Source organism: Methanosalsum zhilinae DSM 4017, from assembly GCF_000217995.1.
In the GTDB taxonomy this organism is placed as follows: Archaea; Halobacteriota; Methanosarcinia; order Methanosarcinales; family Methanosarcinaceae; genus Methanosalsum; species Methanosalsum zhilinae.
Genome location: NC_015676.1, coordinates 20,291 through 39,462, shown reverse-complemented (window position 1 = coordinate 39,462; position 19,172 = coordinate 20,291). Strand labels below are relative to the sequence as shown.

Here is a 19,172-nt window from a genome sequence, read left to right as displayed (position 1 = left end):
ACCACCAGCCGAAATTAACTGAACTGCCAGATCCAGCGTCAGACAGGAAAAAACTCCTGTCTCCATTTTAATGAATGATAGTTAATCCGATGCTGTGATGCATGCATTATGCATCTCATCGAAGCATCCCTACAACAACCTTCATCTATATATAATTAACTCATGCGGACCACATGTTAAAAAATATTAATCTTTATGAAACTGGCGTAGTCAAACGCATTGCATAAATTAATCCATATACATAAAATAAATTCTGTAAAACGTTTTATTTTTATAGTATAATGAATATTTTTAGATGATAATTATGAATATCACAGAACAGAGGGATCGTTTTTTACGACACTGAAATTCACAGGAACAGACGGGTAAGTATTTTTGATACCACCCTGAGAGACGGGGAACAGACCCCGGGTGTATCGCTTACCACACACCAGAAAATGGATATTGCGCATCAGCTGGACAAGCTGGGAGTGGACGCAATCGAATCCGGATTCCCCATATCCTCAAAGGGGGACCTGGAGTCTGTGCGCTCAATTGCTTCTGCTGGACTGTCAACAGATGTATGTGGACTTGCAAGAGTGCTGAGAAAGGACATTGATGCCTGTATTGATGCAGGTGTGGATATGATACATACTTTTGTATCAACCTCAGACGTACAGAGAATACATACAATCAAAAAGAGCAGAGAAGAAGTTCTTGAAATGGCAGGTGATGCTGTATCCTATATAAAGGATCATGGGATGAAATGTATGTTTTCCGCAATGGATGCAACCCGTACAGACATGGACTATCTTCTGGACATCTATCGTAGCGTGGAAGATAATGGGTGCGATATCATAAACGTTCCTGACACAGTTGGTGTGATGTCTCCTTCCAGAATGTACAATCTTATAACTCAGATTGACCAGGAAATCAACATACCAATCGATGTTCACTGCCACAATGATTTCGGACTGGCAGTTGCAAACAGCCTTATGGCATTTGAAGCAGGAGCATCCCAGATCCAGGTAACAGTCAACGGACTTGGAGAACGGGCAGGGAATGCAGATCTTGCAGAGACTGTAATGAGCCTGCAGTCAATCTATGGTGCCATGACAAATATTCATACACAGCATATAATTGAAACTTCAAGGATGGTTGAAAGGTACACAGGCATCAAAATATCACCAACAATGCCAATTGTTGGTGAAAATGCATTTGCCCATGAATCGGGAATACATACCCATGGAGTCCTTGAGAAATCGGATACCTTTGAACCGGGAATAATGACACCTGAAATGGTAGGCCATACCAGAAGGATCGTTCTTGGAAAGCATGCAGGAAGACATGCAATCAAAAAATCACTGGAATCTGCAGGACTCAGTCCAACAGATGAGCAGCTCACAGAGATCATAACCAGAATAAAGTCGATTGCGGATAAGGGTAAGAGAATCACAGATGCTGATCTTAATGCTGTGGCCCTGGCGGTCATGGGAAAACCTGCAGGAGAAGAACTGATCAGGCTGAAAGAGCTCTCAGTAATGACAGGAAACATCATTACTCCTACTGCAGTTGTAAAAGCCGTCATGGATAATGAGGAAATGATTATATCAAACACCGGTGTTGGCCCCGTGGATGCTGCCCTTAAAGCCGTTGAAGAGATGATAGGAGAGCATGCCAGGGTCAAAATTCATGACTTCAGGATAGAGGCCATTTCCGGGGGTTCGGATGCACTGGCAGAAGTTATCATCGGAGTAGAAGATGAGAACGGCAGAATCGTAACTGCCAGATCAGCCAGTGCCGATATCGTTATAGCATCTGTTGATGCACTGATAACAGCAATCAACACAATGCTTAGAAAATAAACATGACATATCATATAATTGATTCACACTGTCATCTGGACTTTCCTAAATTCAACCGGGACCGTGAAGAGATAATACAGAGAGCCTTGAATGCAAATGTCGAATGCATGATAAATTCCGGCATCGACTACAGGACAAATATCTCAACCCTCAGACTGGCAGATGAGTTTGAAAACATCTATCCAACCCTGGGTCTAAGCCCCATGGTAGCTGCCAGGAAAGATAGATACGATATTGATGCAATTCTGTCCCAGATTGAAGAAAATATGGACCATGCTGTAGGTATCGGAGAAGCAGGACTGGATTATCATCACTATACAGATTCCCACCTGCGTCAAAACCAGATAGATGTTTTTCACAGAGTGGTTGAGATCGCGGAAACTGCAGACATTCCCCTTGTAGTCCATGCAAGAAAAGGAGAGGAGGATGTCTTAAATATTGTTGAGGGACTAAGATGTGTTGTTTTTCACTGTTACAGCGGCTCTCTTGAAACCCTGGATAAAATCATCAGTGCAGGACATTATATTTCAATTCCAAGCCTGGTCTGTTATTCAAACCACCACAGAGAAATAGCCTGGAATACACCCCTTGACCGGATGGTATTAGAAACAGACAGTCCATATCTGTCACCCAGAAAAAACAAGCGAAACGAACCATCCCATCTAGTAGATTCACTACCTGTAATTTCACAGCTGCACGATACTGATGAGAAAAGAGTGGCACATAAAACAGCAAAGAATGCAAAACAGATATTTGGAATCTGAATATAAGGAGCACGAAATCAATGATAGTTGATATGTTAAATACGTCAATGTACAGTTCAAACACCTACCTTATCAACAAAAAAATAGTGATAGATCCTGGAATGAATCCGGATATCTTAATAAAAGAACTGGAGAAATATACCTCTGCGAAGAACATTGAGCTTATTGTACTCACACATTGCCACTTTGACCATACAGGAGCTGCAAAGGCACTGGTTGAAAAGAGCAATGCAAAGGTTGGCATACACACAGATGATGTTGCAGGCCTTATGGATGATAGGGCAAGTGCAGCCAGTGTATTCGGCCAGAGTGCGCCAGGACTAACACCTGATATCACCTACACTGAAGGTGACCTGATATCTATAAACAGTTTGAGTCTGCAGGTTATACACACACCCGGTCATACCCCTGGCAGTATCTGCCTGTATGAACCTGGATCCAGGTCACTTTTCTCAGGGGATACCATATTTGCAAGCGGAAGTATTGGAAGAACTGATTTTACCGGTGGTTCATCCCAGAAAATGATCACTTCAATTGAAAAGGTTACAGAACTTGATGTTGAAAGGCTCTATCCTGGACACGGGCCTGTTACAGATGAAAATGTCAACAGACAGATAAATCTTTCACTTCAGATGGCAAAGACCATATAATCAACCTAATATGTCAAAAAAAATACCACATCATTTTTGCCTGCAACCCAGAATGAACTTAAAAAACTCAAATGGAACAGGCCAGATATTGTAATTGTAACCGGGGATGCCTATGTGGATCACCCGGGATTTGGGGCTGCAATAATTGGAAGAGTACTGGAAGACAGGGGATTCAGAGTTGCCATCATATCCCAGCCCAGGTGGGACAGTACAGATGATTTTACAAAATTTGGTCAGCCCAGGCTGTTCTTTGCAGTTACTGCAGGCAATACCGATTCAATGGTAAGCAATTATACACCAGCCCTGAAACCCAGAAAACACGATTCCTACTCCCCGGGAGGCAAGTCCGGAAAAAGACCTGACAGGGCTGTTATTGTCTATTCCAACCGAATAAAAGAAGCATATCCAGACACCCCAATCATCATAGGTGGAATTGAAGCATCACTTCGCAGATTTGCTCATTATGATTACTGGTCTGATTCTGTGAGAAAATCAATACTTGCAGATGCACCTGCAGATCTTCTGGTTTATGGGATGGGGGAACTGCAGATGCTTGAAATTGCAGAGCGTATGGATAAAGGAATTGCCGCCGGTGACATCACTGATATAGATGGAACTGTCTGGAAGATGAGAATAAGAAACTGGAAAAATGGAGGAGATGCACTTTCAGGCGACTATATCCAGATTCCTTCTTTTGATGAGGTTTCATCTGACAGAGAAAAATACTGTGATGCCTTCTCTACAATCTGCAGGGAACAGGATCCGATCAGAGGCAGGAATATAGTCCAGAGACATCCAAAAACCATAATCATCCAGAACAGGCCCATGAGACCACTTGATCAGCAGGAGCTTGACCATGTATATGAGTTACCCTTTACAAGAAAAGAGCATCCGTCCTGCAAAGAGCCGGTTCCGGCTCTAGAAACTGTCAGATTCTCAATTACCACACACAGGGGATGCTTTGGTAGCTGTTCATTCTGTGCAATAGGCATGCATCAGGGGCGGATTGTTTCCAGCCGAAGCATAGAATCCATACTGCAGGAAGCTCGGGGATTTACAGAGATGAGGGAATTCAGGGGAGTGATCAGTGGAGTTGGAGGACCAACTGCCAATATGTATTCAATGAAATGCAAGAAATGGGAAAAGAGTGGAACATGTACCGATAAGCTCTGCCTATATCCCGAACCCTGTCACTCTCTGGATAAAGATTCCAGTCAGATGCTTGAGATGTTTAAAAAACTGAAAGAAATCCCGGGTATATCAAAGGTTTTTGTGGGATATGGTATCCGGTATGACCTTGCTGCAGGTGACAGGGAGTACATGTATCAGCTGTGCAAAGATCATGTGAGCGGACAGCTGCTGGTTGCTCCTGAACATTATTCAGATAATGTAACTTCCATCATGAGAAAACCGGAAAGGAAAGTTTTTGAAAGATTTGCCGATGAATTTGAGCAGATTAATAGAGAGCTGGGTAAGGAGCAATACCTTATTACATACCTTATGTCAGGACACCCCGGCTGCACCATTGTGGATATGGTGAATACTGCTGAATATATCCGTGACACCGGCAGGTATACAGAACAGGTACAGGAATTTACCCCAACCCCTATGACAGTTTCCACATGTATGTATCATACAGGACTTGATCCCTTCACAAAAGAAAAGATGCATGTACCACGTTCCAGAAAGGAAAAAAGAATTCAGAGAGCCATGCTTCACTACAGGAATCCAAAAAACAGGAGTGCAGTATATGAGGGGCTAAAGCAGGCTGATCGCCTTGATCTGATAGGAAATGCCTGGAAATGCCTTATATCCAGAAAAAAAAGAACATAAGATCTGGATTGCCATTCATCAATCAATTGCAAGGCATACCAGATCCACCAGATCAATCACCTCATGTTCACTGCCGCCCTCTATCAGGTTGTTGCGGCAGAGGTGACATGCAGTAACAATGTAATCCACATCATCAGGCACCTCTGCCAGTCTCTTTTTTGAAAGTTTCATGGATAGTTCAGGGTATCCTGTACGAACACCCCCGCCACCACCACAGCATCTGGCATTTTCCCTTATTGATTTCATCTCTTTAAGATCACAGATTGCCTCTATTATCCTGCGTGGAGCATCGTATACTCCATGGGATCTACCAAGATGGCATGAATCATGGAAAGTTACCGTCAAATCAAGACGTTTCAGGCCCAGTTCATCAATATGCTCTGCAAGAAATTCAGATACATGCATCACATTGAATTCATCAGGATAATCTTTTTTGAGAGTATTGTAACATCCGGCACAGCTGGTTATCACGGTATGTGCTCCAGACTTTCTGATCTGGTCCAGATTATGGGAAACAAGCTCCCCTGCGTCAAATCCCGTTCTCATTATGGGGGATCCGCAGCATTTCTCATCCTCCAGCAGTGCTACTTCGAGCTTTTCAAGAATCCTGAAAGTCTTTCTTGCCAGATCAGGATACCTGTATGATCCAAGGCATCCAACGAAATATACATAATCGGATTTGCTCTGTTCTTCAGGTTCTTCGCCAATCCATTGCATTCTGTTTGCTGTTTCTCCCAGAGGATTGCCGGTCTCTGCAGCTCTGGTATACATCTGAAGCTGGGCACGGGTTGCATTACCCTTCTGCACAAGCTGCTGTCTGGCACTCTGCACCACTCTGGGAGGAGTTGCGCCTGCAGGGCATTTCTGCTCACAGATACCACATGTGGTACACATGCTCAGACTTTCGATCATCTCCGGATCAGGTTCAAGCTCTCCTCTGATAAGACCCTGTGCCAGGAGCATGCGACCCCGGGCAGTCTTGGATTCCCAGCCAGATTCCTCAAAGACAGGACATACCGACCGGCATGTTCCGCATCTGACACATTTTAGTACTGAACCAAGCTCAGAGAATTGATCAGATGATACCATCTTCAGACCCCCATTTTGCCTGGATTGAGTATACCTTTGGGATCCAGAGCTTTCTTGATAGCACTCATCACATCCAGTGCATTTCCTTTCTCCATTCTGACATATTCTGCCCTGGCAGCACCAATTCCATGTTCTGCGCTTACAGTTCCTCCAAGCATGATGGCGGTCCTGTGTATCCTGTCAGCTATCTTATTGACAGTCTCCATCTGTGCAGAATCCAGAAGATCAATGGCCATTCCTGTATGAAGATTTCCATCGCCAATATGTCCATAGATCATTATGGGAATTCCTGATTCCTCGGATATTTTGTGAATGTGTGATAGCATTACAGGAATCTCCTTTATAGGGACACCGATATCCTCACCCACATATACACGTGTACGTTTGGGATCTATCCTTGATATGGCAGCACCCACCATTCTGCGGGCACTCCAGATTCTTTCAGCTTCAGCCGTATCTTCAGCTGCCTTTGTGTGAAAAGAAAGGGAAGAGCATACTTCCTTTATGGTCTCTATTCCTTCTCTTACAGCACCTGAGGTCCCATCCACTTCAAACAGCAGAATAGCACCTGCGTTACTCAGATCAAGCTGAGGATCATATGACTTCAGTGCCTGAATGGTAGTACTGTCCAGTATTTCGCACGCAGAAGGTACTATTCCACTTGCCAGTGTCCTCACAACAGCTTCCCCTGCCATCTCTGCAGTTTCAAAGGATGCAAGCATCACTGATCGTGCCTTTGGAAGGGGGTGGATCTTTAGGAGAGCTTTTGTAATAATACCAAGAGTACCCTCAGAACCTACCATAAGACCTGTGAGATCATATCCTGTAATGGATTTTAGCGTCTTCGATCCTGTATGTATGATACTTCCATCGGCCATCACAACCTCAAGATCAAGAACATAATGTCTTGTGGTGCCATATTTTACAGAACGCATACCACTTCCGTTGTTCCCGATCAATCCTCCAAGAGTGCACATCTCTGAACTTCCAGGATCTGGCGGAAAGAAGAATCCATGTGGTTTCAGTACCTCGTTGAGTTTTGAGTGCACAACACCAGGTTCAACCAGAACCTGCAAATTCTCAACCTCCACTGAAATAATCCGGTCCATACCGGACATATCCAGGACAATGCCACCTTTAATTGCAACAGCCCCTCCGGCCATTCCTGTACCTGCCCCTCTTGCCACAAGAGGGATTCCATTATCATTTGCAAACTTTACAATGTCAGATACCTGCTCCGTATTCTGGGGTCTTACCACACACTCGGGCATACCTCTTATCTGGGATGCATCGGTACAGTAGCAGTACATTTGTGAGGGGGATGAAGAAATATTTTCAATTCCTATATTTCGAAGTTGTTCAGCAAGATCCATCTCACATCATTGTGCAGAAAGTTATTTTTATAGTTTGCGCCTGTGGACCGAACATTTTACATTCAAACAGCAACATGTACAATCCAATGACAAGATATTTTGAAGTGCTCCAAAGTGACGGTGCTGCCAGGATAGGGGAAATGATCCTGAAAAGAAAGATCCAGACACCTTCGATCATTGATGTATCTTACTTTAGGGACCCGGAAAACCCCATAGTTGATGCAGGATCTCTCTGGAACATTTCTCCGGAAGATGCAGATGCTAATGTTAAAGATCTACGTACATCCACAGGAGATGATACTTTGATCATACTCCCCCACCAGGCAATCCCTCCTGTGATTTTGCATGAAAATAGTGACGTAAATGAGATGATGCCTGAAGACAGCGGTGCATATGGCTGCCTTTACAGGGGTTGGACATCAGACAATATCGATCTGTACATCATGGAAGCAGCAGGTGCTTTTGATAACAACGCAAAGAAATTTTTTGAAAAGATTGTAGAGATCAGAAATACCATACCATTTGATACTGCACTGTATGCACCAGCAATAGCTCTGCCTGAGAACGTGGCCATGCTTGCATATCTGGGAATTGATCTGATGGATTCCACAAAAACCATCCTTGCCTCATACAGAGACCTGTACCTCACATCAGAGGGAATGCAATATCTTGACAGATTATCAGAGTTTCCATGCAGATGCAGTGCATGCAATGGCGCAGATATTTCAGATATTGTCTCAATGGCAGGACCTGATCGCCAGGAATTCCTCAAGCAACACAACCTGAATGTCCTGGAAGCTGAAATGGCATACGTCAGAGAAAGGATACGGGAGGAAACACTAAGGGAATATATTGAAGGGCAGTGCAGAGCACGTCCATGGCTTACTGCACTACTTCGCCTCTCTGATAGGGAATGCAGCTATGCTGAGAGCAATACTCAGGTAGTCCGCTCTGTGGAGATGATCGCAAATACTTCAGAATCACTCACAAGACCTGAAGTTGTCAGATTTGCCGACAGGGTTGTGGATCGTTATGCGCCTCCTTTAGCAGATGTACTTGTAATTCTGCCATGTTCTGCAAAAAAACCTTATTCAATCTCTCCTTCACATCAGCAGTTCATCAGGGCTCTTGGAAAACACAGAAAGTATGTAAATGAGCTGATACTCACCTCACCCCTTGGAATTGTTCCCAGGGAACTGGAAATAGCATACCCTGCCGCTCACTATGATATTTCAGTGACTGGCCAGTGGAGTGCAGATGAATTTGAATGGGTATCCAGCCGCCTGTACAGCTATCTTTGCAGCAACGATTATGGAAGTGTTGTTGCCCATGTTGACGGACCCTATCGCAAAATTTGTGAAACAGTAGCTCAGAAGCTGGGGATCAGGATTATATGTACCAGCAATGGAAATGCAACATCCAAGGAGTCACTTTCAAATCTAAAAGGTACTGTATCTTCGTTGCTCAAAGATGAATCAGTAACTGGAATTAAAAAAACCGAGGAAATGCTTAGATCAATTGCAGATTTTCAGTTTGGAAAAGGTGCAGGAAAAATGCTGTTACCTGATGGTGCTGTTATAAAGGGTCCCTATCCAAAATATCAGATATACGTGGACAAAAGCCAGGTAGCAACTCTGGTACCTCAGTACGGGATGCTTGCACTGACACTCAAAGGAGCAGATCTGATTCTTCCTTCAAACAGCTATATTGTGACAATTGATGACTTCATACCCAGAGGTTCTATTCTTTCACCAGGAGTAATAAAGGCAGATACACGCATAAGGCCAATGGATGAGGTAATCGTACAGGGACCCCGGATAATTGGCGTTGGACGTGCACTTATGGGAGGAAAACAAATGACACAGTCAACACGGGGGATTGCAGTGGACCTCAGGCATGTAAGAAAGTATTAAGGTTGGGAATGACCATTCTTTAATGATGATCATACGCCAGTTTCAGCCCAGTGATTTTGAAGAAATAGTTTCGATTGAGACCGGCCTATTTCAAAAATCTGATCCTCTGAATTATATTTCACTCTATGAGATTAGCAGAGAAGGGTTTCTTGTAGCAGAGGTTGAAAAAAAGACCGTGGGTTTTGCTGCAGGTTATCCGGTCAGTGACAGTGAGTGCAGGATATTTTCCATTGCAGTCCGGTCTGACTATCAGGGTCAGGGTATAGGCACACATCTCATCTGTTCACTGATTAATCTTTTTTACAGAAATCTAATACGGTATGTAAGTCTGGAAGTGAGAGCAGATAATCACCGTGCCAGGAGATTATACCGTAGACTTGGATTTATACCGTGCTGGACTGAAAAGAATTACTATCCAGATGGTGAGGATGCTATCTTCATGAAAAAGATATTGCCTCCATCAGATTCAGTTTTACTGTCGTAAAATCTGGAAATAAATATTAAAAATACAGTAGAATGAATCGAAAACATCAATTACTATGTGCGATCTCATTCCCGGATTTGGCTGCAAGTTCCTGCATGCGTGATGTGGTCTGGGCAATGCTGGAGTTCTCATCTTCTGAAATTATTGAAGCAAGATGGTTGCCTAGTACAAAAATCGCGTGTTTGTGCTCTGCCTTACTGCGGTGAATGTGCATGGGGCTGATAGAGAGTGACTGATATTCTTCAAAATCGTGTTCTATTCCCTGGCTTTCAAAGTATCTCTTGATCTGGGCCATCAGTGTGTGCAATTGAATCAATTCATCCTTGTGCATGGTAACCAACATATCCTTTTTTTGTGAAGTATATTAGAATGCATGGCGGTTGTTAATTATAGATTACTTATTGAAATCAAATAAAACAATTATTAGAGGAAATTAGTTTCCTCCCTATCAAATATATAATTTGTTATTTATTTTTTATTAAAAATGATGATAAATAATGTGCCAAAAAAGACGGAGAGTCACAAACTCTCCATCTATTTGAACAGAATTTCAACTCGAGCTGCCTGCTGCCACAATATTTACCCCTACAGGACTTTTTGTAACATTGCCTACCTTCATACCAACAAGGTTTTCAATTCCCTTATCGGCAGCTATATCAAGTATTCTCTGAGTAATGACACCATCAAAAACAACACTATTTATGTTCCCGCTGTAATCCTTGAGAGTACTTACCAGATCCCGAACCGGAGTTTCCATAACAATGTTTTCATTCTCATCGAGAAGACGTGCACCCAGAGTACCTGTGAGGGCATTGATGTGATCTTTGAATTTCTGATCATAGGATGGAACCTGAGATAATGGTTTAGGCTTTTCCTCCTTTGATTTTCTTCTTTCAGTAATAGCTTTCTTTGTTGCAGGTTTTATTGGTGATTTAATGGTCTTTTTTACAGCAGCTGGTTCATGTGCAGGCCTTTTATGCACTTTTGCTGGAGCAGTCCTTTTCAGGTCTGTCTGCTTTTTATCCTTTCTTTTGGACAGGTGTGCCGCCTGGGTGCCTCTGGCAGGCTCTTCTCGAAGGGCATACATATCAATCGCCTGCTCGATGGGAACTTTCTGCCTTAAGGACCTGACAATTTCACGCTGGACAAGATCTTCCACAGTCTTGCCATCCGGAGCACGGGCTACATAGTCTATATCGGCTACCTGAAGGAGTTCCTTGATAATGAGTTCTCCTCCACGATCTCCGTCTGTAAATGCAGTTACTGTTTTTTTGCGGGTTAGTTCACTGACCTCAGGAGGGATATTTGTACCTCCCACACAGATGGCATTCTTTATACCATATCTTAAAAGATTGAGAACATCAGCCCTTCCTTCCACCAGAATGATAGCATCTGAACCGATCACATTTGGACCACATGGAATCTTGTTTTTCCCGTAATACTGCATCTCTTCTATCCTGACAGATTCCCTTACCTCATCGGTTATCTCCTGGGATTCGGGGATATTCTCATCGAACATTGTAGTCAGAATCAGCTTTGCCCGATCCACAATATGTTTCCTTTTTGTGGCACGGACATCTTCTATCTGGGTAATCTCTATTTTTGCATTACATGGACCTACCCTGTCTATTGTTTCCATGGCAGCTGCAAGGATCGAAGTTTCGACCCTGTCCAGACTGGAAGGAATGAATATATTGCCCTTGGTCTTACCTGCCTTGGAATTGACAACAACCTCGATTCTGCCTATTCTTCCGGTTTTCTGCAGATCACGAAGGTCGAGATCTGCTCCAAGCAGTCCTTCGGTCTGGCCGAATATAGCACCCACAATATCAGGTTTTTCAATAACCCCATCAGCATTTATTTTTGCATGAATAATATATTTTGTAGTATCAGTGTTTTGCATTTGTGGTTCTCTCCACTGTATTTATATTTCATTATTTTTGAATCCTTTACTGCGAAGAGATTTTAAAAAAATGCAAAACTAAAAAGGCAATTTACAACGTCCTGAGTCATAATGTATTCCGGATTCAGCAGTGAATTAAACCGCTGAAACTTTTACAAATAGCCTTCATCTAAGATTTCCCACAGATCATATATTTGTGCACTGGTACTATTACGTACGGGCATATTTACTTGATACATAATATTGACCTGTCACCACTCTCACTACTGCTTATCAGTTCAAGTTTTCTATATTTCCGGGTTCAGGTACATCCAAAGGATACAGCTGACATTTCTCTTAATTTCATGTCCATTACCCTTCCAGATGCTGGATCTTATATGTTACTCTTTTTTTATAAAATTATTAACCTCAGTCTCCTGTTGAATGTTGTAAATTAGCTATATGATAATTTTGATTGTATTTGCATTTTTATATTGCTCTTGGCAGTAAGGATTATTATATCCATTTAGATTATTAATGCAACCATTTGCATATGATTACAATTACAATGCTATATTGGAAATAGTTATTTAATAACCTTATGGTTTCCTCAAAATATCGAATAATCAGAATAAGCGGATATTTGAGCCTATGCAATATAAAAAATCAGGGATAAACAATTTTAGTACAAAGAGAGATAGTTAACTTATCTACTTAACAAACCAGCGAGGCATATATGATAGAAATCGATGGATCATATGGAGAAGGGGGAGGCCAGATCATTAGAACTGCTGTTGCCCTTTCTGCAGTAACTGGATTGGATACAAAAATAACCAATATACGTAGAAACCGACCAGATCCCGGTCTCAAGACACAGCACGTAAAGGCTATTGAATCACTTTCACGGATATGTAATGCAGATGTTGAAGGCCTGAACCTGGGTTCAGAGTTGATACGATTCTCTCCAATGGAAATGGAGGGGGGATCCTTTAAGATTGATATCCAGACAGCCGGAAGCATTCCATTATTATTACAGTGCCTCATGCCTGCAGCCATTTTTTCAAAAGAAAGGATAGAGCTTACGGTAATCGGGGGGACAGATGTTGCATGGTCTCCCACAGCCGATTATCTGAAACATGTAACTTTGGGATCACTTTCAAAAATGGGATATCAGTGTAATATGCAGATCAATACCAGAGGATATTATCCCCGTGGAGGAGGCAGTGTGAAGGCCACAATATTTCCATCAAAAATTAAACCCACTGATTACCTGCCTGATAAATGTACTGTCAGGGGGGTATCCCACTGCTCAAATTTGCCAGAACATGTTCCTGTCCGTCAGGCAGAGACTGCCATCAGCATGATAAGAGAACATGGATATGAAGCAGAAGTGGATGTATTCGGTAAGAGTCATGTCTCAACCGGAAGTGGAATAACCCTCTGGTGCCCTTCCATAGGATCAAGTGCACTTGGCAGAAGAGGACTGCCTGCAGAAACCGTTGGAAAAAATGCTGCAAAGAACATAATTACTGAACTGGATTCTGGAGCCAGTGTGGATGTACATCTTGCAGATCAGCTGATTCCTTACATGGGCCTGTGCAGAGGCGGTTCTTATACAGCACGTGAGATCACAGAACACACCAGGACAAATATATGGGTCACAGAACAGTTCCTGGACGTACATTTCACAATCAATAGAATTGGCCAGCTATTTGAGGTCAGTGCGGACTAATACAATTACCGGCCATCAAATATGCAGACATAATCTGAAGGAACATATTCCATCAACGCAATATCTTCATTGGCATCCATAATCGACATTCCATCCCTCCTGGCTTTTTCTGCATCAATTTCCAGAATCACAGGATTTTCAGTGTGTATCTGGGCTACCTCAACGGCCTTACCATAGGAAGTACTAAGATGCACATATGTCTGCCTTATTGGAGAAATCCCATTTTCAAGAAGCATATCAACCTCTTCCTGGCTCACCCCGTAGTACAGGGAAGGAAGTTCATTGTCAGGATAATCCAGGTCAACATCCACAGAATGCCCATAGCGAGCTCTTATTCTGGAATCATCGATCTCATATCTCTGTTTTTCATCTGACTCCACAAGAGATATCAGACGTTCCCTGGTTGCCCATTTATATCTGCTCTTCAACAAAGAGCACAGCAGTTCAAAATCCACCCATCCTTCATCATCCATTTTAAGGCCCACTTCTCTGGGAAAATGCCTCAAAACTCCAGAAATGAATCTGCCAAGACGTTCCTCACGTTCACTGTCCAGCACATATCTACCTTTAATTCCGCACTGAGGACATTCCTCACCTCTAAAATAACCATGTTTTGAGCACTTGCGAATCATGATATCCGATATCCGATATAGCTGATTGTTAATATACTTTCTCAATGGATATAATAGTATTATTCAAATAATCTTTCCCTGGTCCTATCACATTCACCTTACTAGAGACAGCATTAAGTAATATATCAGATATATGAACGAAATCATCATAAACATGATTCAAACATGAAGCTGCCACATGATGCTTTTTGCGATCATCAGCAGGTGTTATATATGGAAAATATGGACGAAATCAACAGTATCTACGAAAAGGTTAGTAAAGTTATCAGCAGGGATGAATATATAGAAAGGGTAAATGAAAAGGTAGAGCAGATGAGTGGCCTATGTGATGAGAAGACTGCTGCTATGCTTGTTGCACATGATCTGGGAGCTTCTGATGCAGGCCAGAATACAGTCAAAATTGCAGAAATAACCCCTGATAGTGGTATCGTCAATTTTATTGGAAAAGTTATCTCAGTTTTTGACAGCAGAGAATTCAAAAGAAATGATGGGACAACCGGCAAGGTAGGCAACATTGTCGTTGGCGATGAAACAGGCACCATCCGGCTTACCCTCTGGGATGATCGTGCAGAACTTATAAATTCAGGAAATATTGAAATCGGACAATGCCTCAAGATCAGTGGCTATGTCAAAGAAGGGTATACAGGACTGGAAGTGAACATCGGGGATAATAACATGATATCAGAAAGTGATGAGATGGTCGATATCAAACTGAGTTCAACCAGCATCAGTGATATCAAGGACGGGATGGGGGACATTAACCTTTACGGAAAAGTCCTGGATAAATGGGATATACGAGAATTCAATCGCAGAGACGGGTCAAAGGGACGTGTATGCAACATCCTCATAGGTGACAGCAGTGGAAAGATACGTTTGACACTGTGGGATGAAAAAGCCGATTTTGCAGAGAAGATAAAAGCAGGTGATACTGTAGAGATAATCAATGGATATGCTCGGGAAAACAACTTCAATCAGGAAGTTGAAATCCAGATAGGATCATATGGATTGATCAAAAAGAGTGATAGAAATGTAGAATTTAGAGAAAGTTTTACTCCGATTGCAGATATTGTTGCAGGGGACCTATTTTCAATAAAAGGCCATGTTTCTGGAATTGATGAGATAAAGGAGTTCAGCCGGCAGGACGGAACTCAGGATATGGTTGCAAATATCTATGTGTCCGATGAAACCGGCAGGATCCGCCTTGCTCTGTGGGGAGAGCATGCAAACACTGTAAACGACATAGATATTGATTCCAGAATAGAGGTAATTGATGCTTATTCCAAGTATGGTCTCAAAGATGAAATCGAACTTAATGTCGGAAACAGAAGCAAAATCATAGTTATGTGATAAAGTTCCTGAGCATTTTGTTTCCCGGTATTTTTGACCATGCAGGCACAACATTTTTTTGACCCTTTTTACAAAAAAAAGAAGGTATATATAACATAAAAGCCCAATTTTATTATGTGGGAAACTCCTGCAGTAGTGGGATCAGTGTAGCTGTTGAAAACAATATTTACATGTGGAAATAGGGATTCATATGCTTCTTGGAACAGATGATGATGATAGAGAGGATGAGATTTATTCTATTCGAGATATAGAGACCGAGGTTTCGGTTCACTCGATGATGTCAAAGCAGGTTTTTACAATCGATATCAATGAGAGCTCTCTGAAAGTGGCCCAGGAGATGAAAGCAAACAGCATTGGAAGCATAATAGTAACTGATACCGATGAAGTGGTGGGAATCATAACAGAAAGAGACCTGGTCATAAAAGTGTTAGCTGCAGAGATCGATCCTGCAGCTATTAATGCTGGAGAAATTATGTCCTCGCCCATTATTACGATAAAACCATCGGCAAGCACAATAGACGCAGCCAAATTAATGGTAAAATCCAATATAAGAAGGCTTGCAGTTATGGATAACGGAAATATTGTTGGCCTGATCACAGACCGGGATATAATGGCAATATCACCAGGCCTTGATACCATCCTTACAAACCTTATCGAAATGAACCGTGAACCAGCATTTGAAGAAAGGGAAGAGATGGATACCGGTATATGTACAAACTGTGGATCATTTTCAAGGGATCTCCAGCTTGTCAATGGGATGATGCTCTGTGAAAGCTGCAGAGACAGTGAAGGTTACTATGATTGAAACCTGTCTTTGAGTTTTGTTTTTTATTAGATTGATAGGAGTGAAAACTATGAAAGTTGAGGATATTATGTCAAAAGATCCTTTATTTGTAAAGGACCATGAGTATGTAACCCATGCCCGCCAGATCATGCGGGACTACTTCTTAAGAGGACTTCCTGTAGTTGACGATTCAAACAGAGTGATGGGAATTATAACAGATCAGGATATACTCAACATAAGAACCAACAAGTCAAATGTAACTGTAGGAGGGTATGTGAGAGAGACGCCAACCATTACACCGGATATGGATCTCTTAAAAGCTGCAGAACTGCTTATAGAATCAAAAGAGAACAGAGCACCTGTGGTAAAATCCACAACAGATTATACACTCACCGGGGTGATCAGTGATGTGGACATTCTGCAAAATATTCCTGAATCAAGAATTCCTTCAGTGGATGTATCCAGTATTATGACAACCCGAGTTGCAACAGTACATCCGGATGAAACTGTTGCAAAGATCTGGTCAAACATGATTGACTGGGACTATACCGGTGTTCCGGTAGTAAATGATAAAGAGGAGATCATGGGAATTGTTACCAGAAGGGATATAATAAAATCAGGTCATGCGAGAATAGGTGCCAGTGACATTGATGGGAAAGGAGCAAAAAATTCTCCAAGAGTTGAAAAGATTATGTCCACCCCATTGTATACAATACCTCCTGACGCAAAAATAGAGGAGGCGATTGGTAAATTATCCAGGTATAATATAGGCAGAATCTGCGTCTCAAACGGAAAAAAGCTTGTTGGGATTGTGGACAGACACGACCTTTTAAAGGCATGTCTTAACAGGTAAAACTGCAAAGCCGAATATTATCATTTTTGAATGAATCCAGACAATGGTGATTTAATTGAGCACACAAAATAGAAAAAACAAGATTTCAGAAGAAAAAGTGAAGATCAGGGAAAAACTGAACTCACAGGATAAAACAATTCAGAGAAAAGACCCTAAGATGTTTAGCAGCAATGGGTTACTTGATGTGGGACCTGTGGATTTTGATGCAAGGGAAGCTGAGTATGTTGGAGACATAATGGCTGTTGCTACCAGTGATGTTGTAACCGTGCCACCCACCACCACAATAATGGGATCTATCAAGACAATGACAGCCAGGGGATTCAGGAGGGTTCCGGTTACAGATGCAGGTACAAAAAGACTGGAAGGAATCGTTACCTCTGTGGATATCGTGGATTTTCTTGGAGGTGGGGACCGGAATCTGCTTGTGGAAAAACACTATAATGGAAACCTGCTTGCAGCTATCAATGCAGAAGTGCGTGAAATAATGCAGCACAACGTAGCTTACGTAAAAAGTGATGCAAAGATAGACGATGTTCTAAGGATCATGCTTGAGAAAAAAACCGGGGGGTTGCCTATTGTAGATGACAATAATAGGGTTATAGGAATATGTACTGAAAAGGATTTTCTCAAATTCATAGCAGGTGTTCTCACCAACAAATCTACTGGAGAGTACATGAGCACCAATGTAACAACCGTAACTCCTGATACATCCATTGGAGATGCTGCAAAGATCATGGTTAGCAAAGGGTTCAGGAGATTACCCCTTGTAAGAGATAGTGTGCTTATAGGTATCATTACAGCATCCAATATAGTCCATTTCCTGGGTAACGGGGAAGCATTCCAGAAACTTATAACAGGTAACATCCACGAAGCATTTAATGAGCCTGTAAGTTCTCTGGTCTCCAAAGATGTGGTCTGGATATCATCTGATATGGACCTGGGAGAGGCAGCAAGCCTTATGATTGAGAAAAATGTAGGTTCACTGCCTGTGTTTGACGATGGAAAACTTTGTGGAATAATCACTGAAAGAGATTTTCTGAGAGCAATAATAGAATAAAAAAAATGTTCTCTGTCTAAAAAAACAGACCTGAGGAGGAATTGTATGAAAGTAGAAGATATAATGAGTTCACCTGTATATGTAATATCTCCGGATGAACCACTCTCCCATGCCCGGAACCTGATGCTCAAACATAAGATTAGCACTCTTGTAGTTATTGATGAAGATGAGATGGTGGGAATTGTCAGCAAATCTGATATGAGCAGAAGATTGGCTCAGGCAGGGCCATTATGGAGACGCAGACCAATAGACAGAATACCTGTGAATCTGGTTATGAGGGAGTCACCTGTTACGATATATCCTGAAGCTTCCATTACCCAGGCAGTTGAGCTTATGATTGAGAATGATATAAACAATCTTCCTGTGGTCAACAACAAAGTTGTTGGAATTATTACCAGAACGGACATTGTTGGCCATATAAGCAAACTGGACCTCAATATCAATGTTTCAACCATCATAACAGGTGAGGCCCATATGGTCCATCGCCACCACACTGTCAACCATGTTGTAGATGTCATGAACAAGAACAATATAAGCAGGGTAATTGTCATGAACAATACAGGGGATGCAGTTGGCATGATCTCAACCACAAATCTGGCATTGAATCCGATGACAGATAATGAGGGAAAGCTATCTACCAAAAACATTAAAATGGGCAGGCGGCCAGTTGCCGGGGGTGATAAAGTTTACCGGTATGTCAAGGAAGTGCCTCTACTAGCAGAAGATATCATGACAGAACCACTGACCACAGTCAATCTGAATGATAAAGTTGTGGACGCAGCCCAAATCATGCTTGAGCATGATATAACAGGATTGCCTGTAGAGGATGATGGAGAAATAGTTGGGATACTGAGCAGAAGCGATGTAATAAAAGTTATTCTGGATCAAAAAAACGAATAATATCAGGTGTGGATGAGGATATTCATAGACAAACA

The 19,172-nt window shown here is 42.1% G+C and carries 17 protein-coding genes; 12 read left to right on the top strand and 5 right to left on the bottom strand.

From position 1 onward, the window contains the following. The first annotated feature begins 308 nt into the window (after nucleotides 1–308). From MZHIL_RS00175 to MZHIL_RS00160, 4 genes are read left to right on the top strand one after another with little or no spacing between them, the layout of a single operon-like run. Entirely contained in the window at nucleotides 309–1,844 is a 1,536-nt protein-coding gene (locus MZHIL_RS00175; RefSeq protein WP_048815395.1) for a 2-isopropylmalate synthase, read from the top strand. A 2-nt stretch (nucleotides 1,845–1,846) separates the two neighbouring features. After that, on the top strand, nucleotides 1,847–2,608 hold the full coding sequence (locus MZHIL_RS00170) for a TatD family hydrolase (RefSeq protein ID WP_013897354.1): 762 nt from the start codon (nucleotides 1,847–1,849) through the stop codon (nucleotides 2,606–2,608). A gap of 20 nt (nucleotides 2,609–2,628) precedes the next feature. After that, nucleotides 2,629–3,258: an MBL fold metallo-hydrolase gene (locus tag MZHIL_RS00165; protein WP_013897353.1), complete on the top strand. Its 630-nt coding sequence runs from the start codon at nucleotides 2,629–2,631 to the stop codon at nucleotides 3,256–3,258. 36 nt (nucleotides 3,259–3,294) lie between these two features. Beyond that, the gene (locus MZHIL_RS00160; RefSeq protein WP_013897352.1) at nucleotides 3,295–5,091 is read left to right on the top strand and encodes a YgiQ family radical SAM protein; all 1,797 of its coding nucleotides are present in this window, start codon (nucleotides 3,295–3,297) and stop codon (nucleotides 5,089–5,091) included. A gap of 18 nt (nucleotides 5,092–5,109) precedes the next feature. Here the strand turns inward: MZHIL_RS00160 and MZHIL_RS00155 are convergent, their stop codons facing one another. Together MZHIL_RS00155 and MZHIL_RS00150 are read right to left on the bottom strand one after the other, a co-directional pair. Next, nucleotides 5,110–6,180 carry a (Fe-S)-binding protein gene (locus MZHIL_RS00155; RefSeq protein WP_013897351.1) on the bottom strand — a complete coding sequence of 357 codons (1,071 nt, stop codon included), beginning with the start codon at nucleotides 6,178–6,180 and terminating at the stop codon, nucleotides 5,110–5,112. Between the two features lie 2 nt (nucleotides 6,181–6,182). Beyond that, nucleotides 6,183–7,553, bottom strand: coding sequence for an FAD-binding oxidoreductase (locus MZHIL_RS00150; RefSeq protein WP_013897350.1), 1,371 nt, complete (start codon nucleotides 7,551–7,553; stop codon nucleotides 6,183–6,185). A gap of 86 nt (nucleotides 7,554–7,639) precedes the next feature. Between MZHIL_RS00150 and arcS the strand changes: the two genes are divergently transcribed. Both arcS and rimI read left to right on the top strand, forming a co-directional pair. Then, entirely contained in the window at nucleotides 7,640–9,466 is a 1,827-nt protein-coding gene (arcS, locus tag MZHIL_RS00145) for an archaeosine synthase subunit alpha (protein WP_013897349.1), read from the top strand. A gap of 22 nt (nucleotides 9,467–9,488) precedes the next feature. Next, complete coding sequence (gene rimI / locus MZHIL_RS00140) at nucleotides 9,489–9,950, top strand: ribosomal protein S18-alanine N-acetyltransferase (RefSeq protein ID WP_013897348.1); 462 nt, start codon at nucleotides 9,489–9,491, stop codon at nucleotides 9,948–9,950. A 46-nt stretch (nucleotides 9,951–9,996) separates the two neighbouring features. Here the strand turns inward: rimI and MZHIL_RS00135 are convergent, their stop codons facing one another. Continuing rightward, nucleotides 9,997–10,281, bottom strand: coding sequence for a UPF0058 family protein (locus MZHIL_RS00135; protein ID WP_013897347.1), 285 nt, complete (start codon nucleotides 10,279–10,281; stop codon nucleotides 9,997–9,999). Between the two features lie 219 nt (nucleotides 10,282–10,500). After that, nucleotides 10,501–11,853 (bottom strand): DNA primase DnaG, encoded by a 1,353-nt coding sequence (dnaG, locus tag MZHIL_RS00130; protein WP_013897346.1) that lies wholly within the window; start codon nucleotides 11,851–11,853, stop codon nucleotides 10,501–10,503. A gap of 715 nt (nucleotides 11,854–12,568) precedes the next feature. On the opposite strand from dnaG, the gene rtcA reads away from it, so the two are divergent. Next, complete coding sequence (rtcA, locus tag MZHIL_RS00125) at nucleotides 12,569–13,564, top strand: RNA 3'-terminal phosphate cyclase (protein WP_013897345.1); 996 nt, start codon at nucleotides 12,569–12,571, stop codon at nucleotides 13,562–13,564. Between the two features lie 5 nt (nucleotides 13,565–13,569). On the opposite strand, the gene MZHIL_RS00120 is transcribed toward rtcA, so the two are convergent. Beyond that, on the bottom strand, nucleotides 13,570–14,196 hold the full coding sequence (locus MZHIL_RS00120) for an RNA 2'-phosphotransferase (protein WP_013897344.1): 627 nt from the start codon (nucleotides 14,194–14,196) through the stop codon (nucleotides 13,570–13,572). Between the two features lie 222 nt (nucleotides 14,197–14,418). Between MZHIL_RS00120 and MZHIL_RS00115 the strand changes: the two genes are divergently transcribed. The 5 genes from MZHIL_RS00115 (at nucleotide 14,419) to MZHIL_RS00095 (ending at nucleotide 19,137) form a co-directional block, all read left to right on the top strand. Then, entirely contained in the window at nucleotides 14,419–15,543 is a 1,125-nt protein-coding gene (locus MZHIL_RS00115; protein ID WP_048815573.1) for an OB-fold nucleic acid binding domain-containing protein, read from the top strand. A gap of 190 nt (nucleotides 15,544–15,733) precedes the next feature. After that, nucleotides 15,734–16,348, top strand: a complete 615-nt coding sequence (locus MZHIL_RS00110; RefSeq protein ID WP_013897342.1) for a CBS domain-containing protein — start codon at nucleotides 15,734–15,736, stop codon at nucleotides 16,346–16,348. A 49-nt stretch (nucleotides 16,349–16,397) separates the two neighbouring features. Beyond that, nucleotides 16,398–17,180: a CBS domain-containing protein gene (locus tag MZHIL_RS00105; protein ID WP_013897341.1), complete on the top strand. Its 783-nt coding sequence runs from the start codon at nucleotides 16,398–16,400 to the stop codon at nucleotides 17,178–17,180. Nucleotides 17,181–17,235: 55 nt separating this feature from the next. Next, nucleotides 17,236–18,237 carry a CBS domain-containing protein gene (locus MZHIL_RS00100; RefSeq protein WP_013897340.1) on the top strand — a complete coding sequence of 334 codons (1,002 nt, stop codon included), beginning with the start codon at nucleotides 17,236–17,238 and terminating at the stop codon, nucleotides 18,235–18,237. A 45-nt stretch (nucleotides 18,238–18,282) separates the two neighbouring features. Continuing rightward, nucleotides 18,283–19,137: a CBS domain-containing protein gene (locus tag MZHIL_RS00095; RefSeq protein ID WP_013897339.1), complete on the top strand. Its 855-nt coding sequence runs from the start codon at nucleotides 18,283–18,285 to the stop codon at nucleotides 19,135–19,137. Nucleotides 19,138–19,172: the final 35 nt, after the last annotated feature.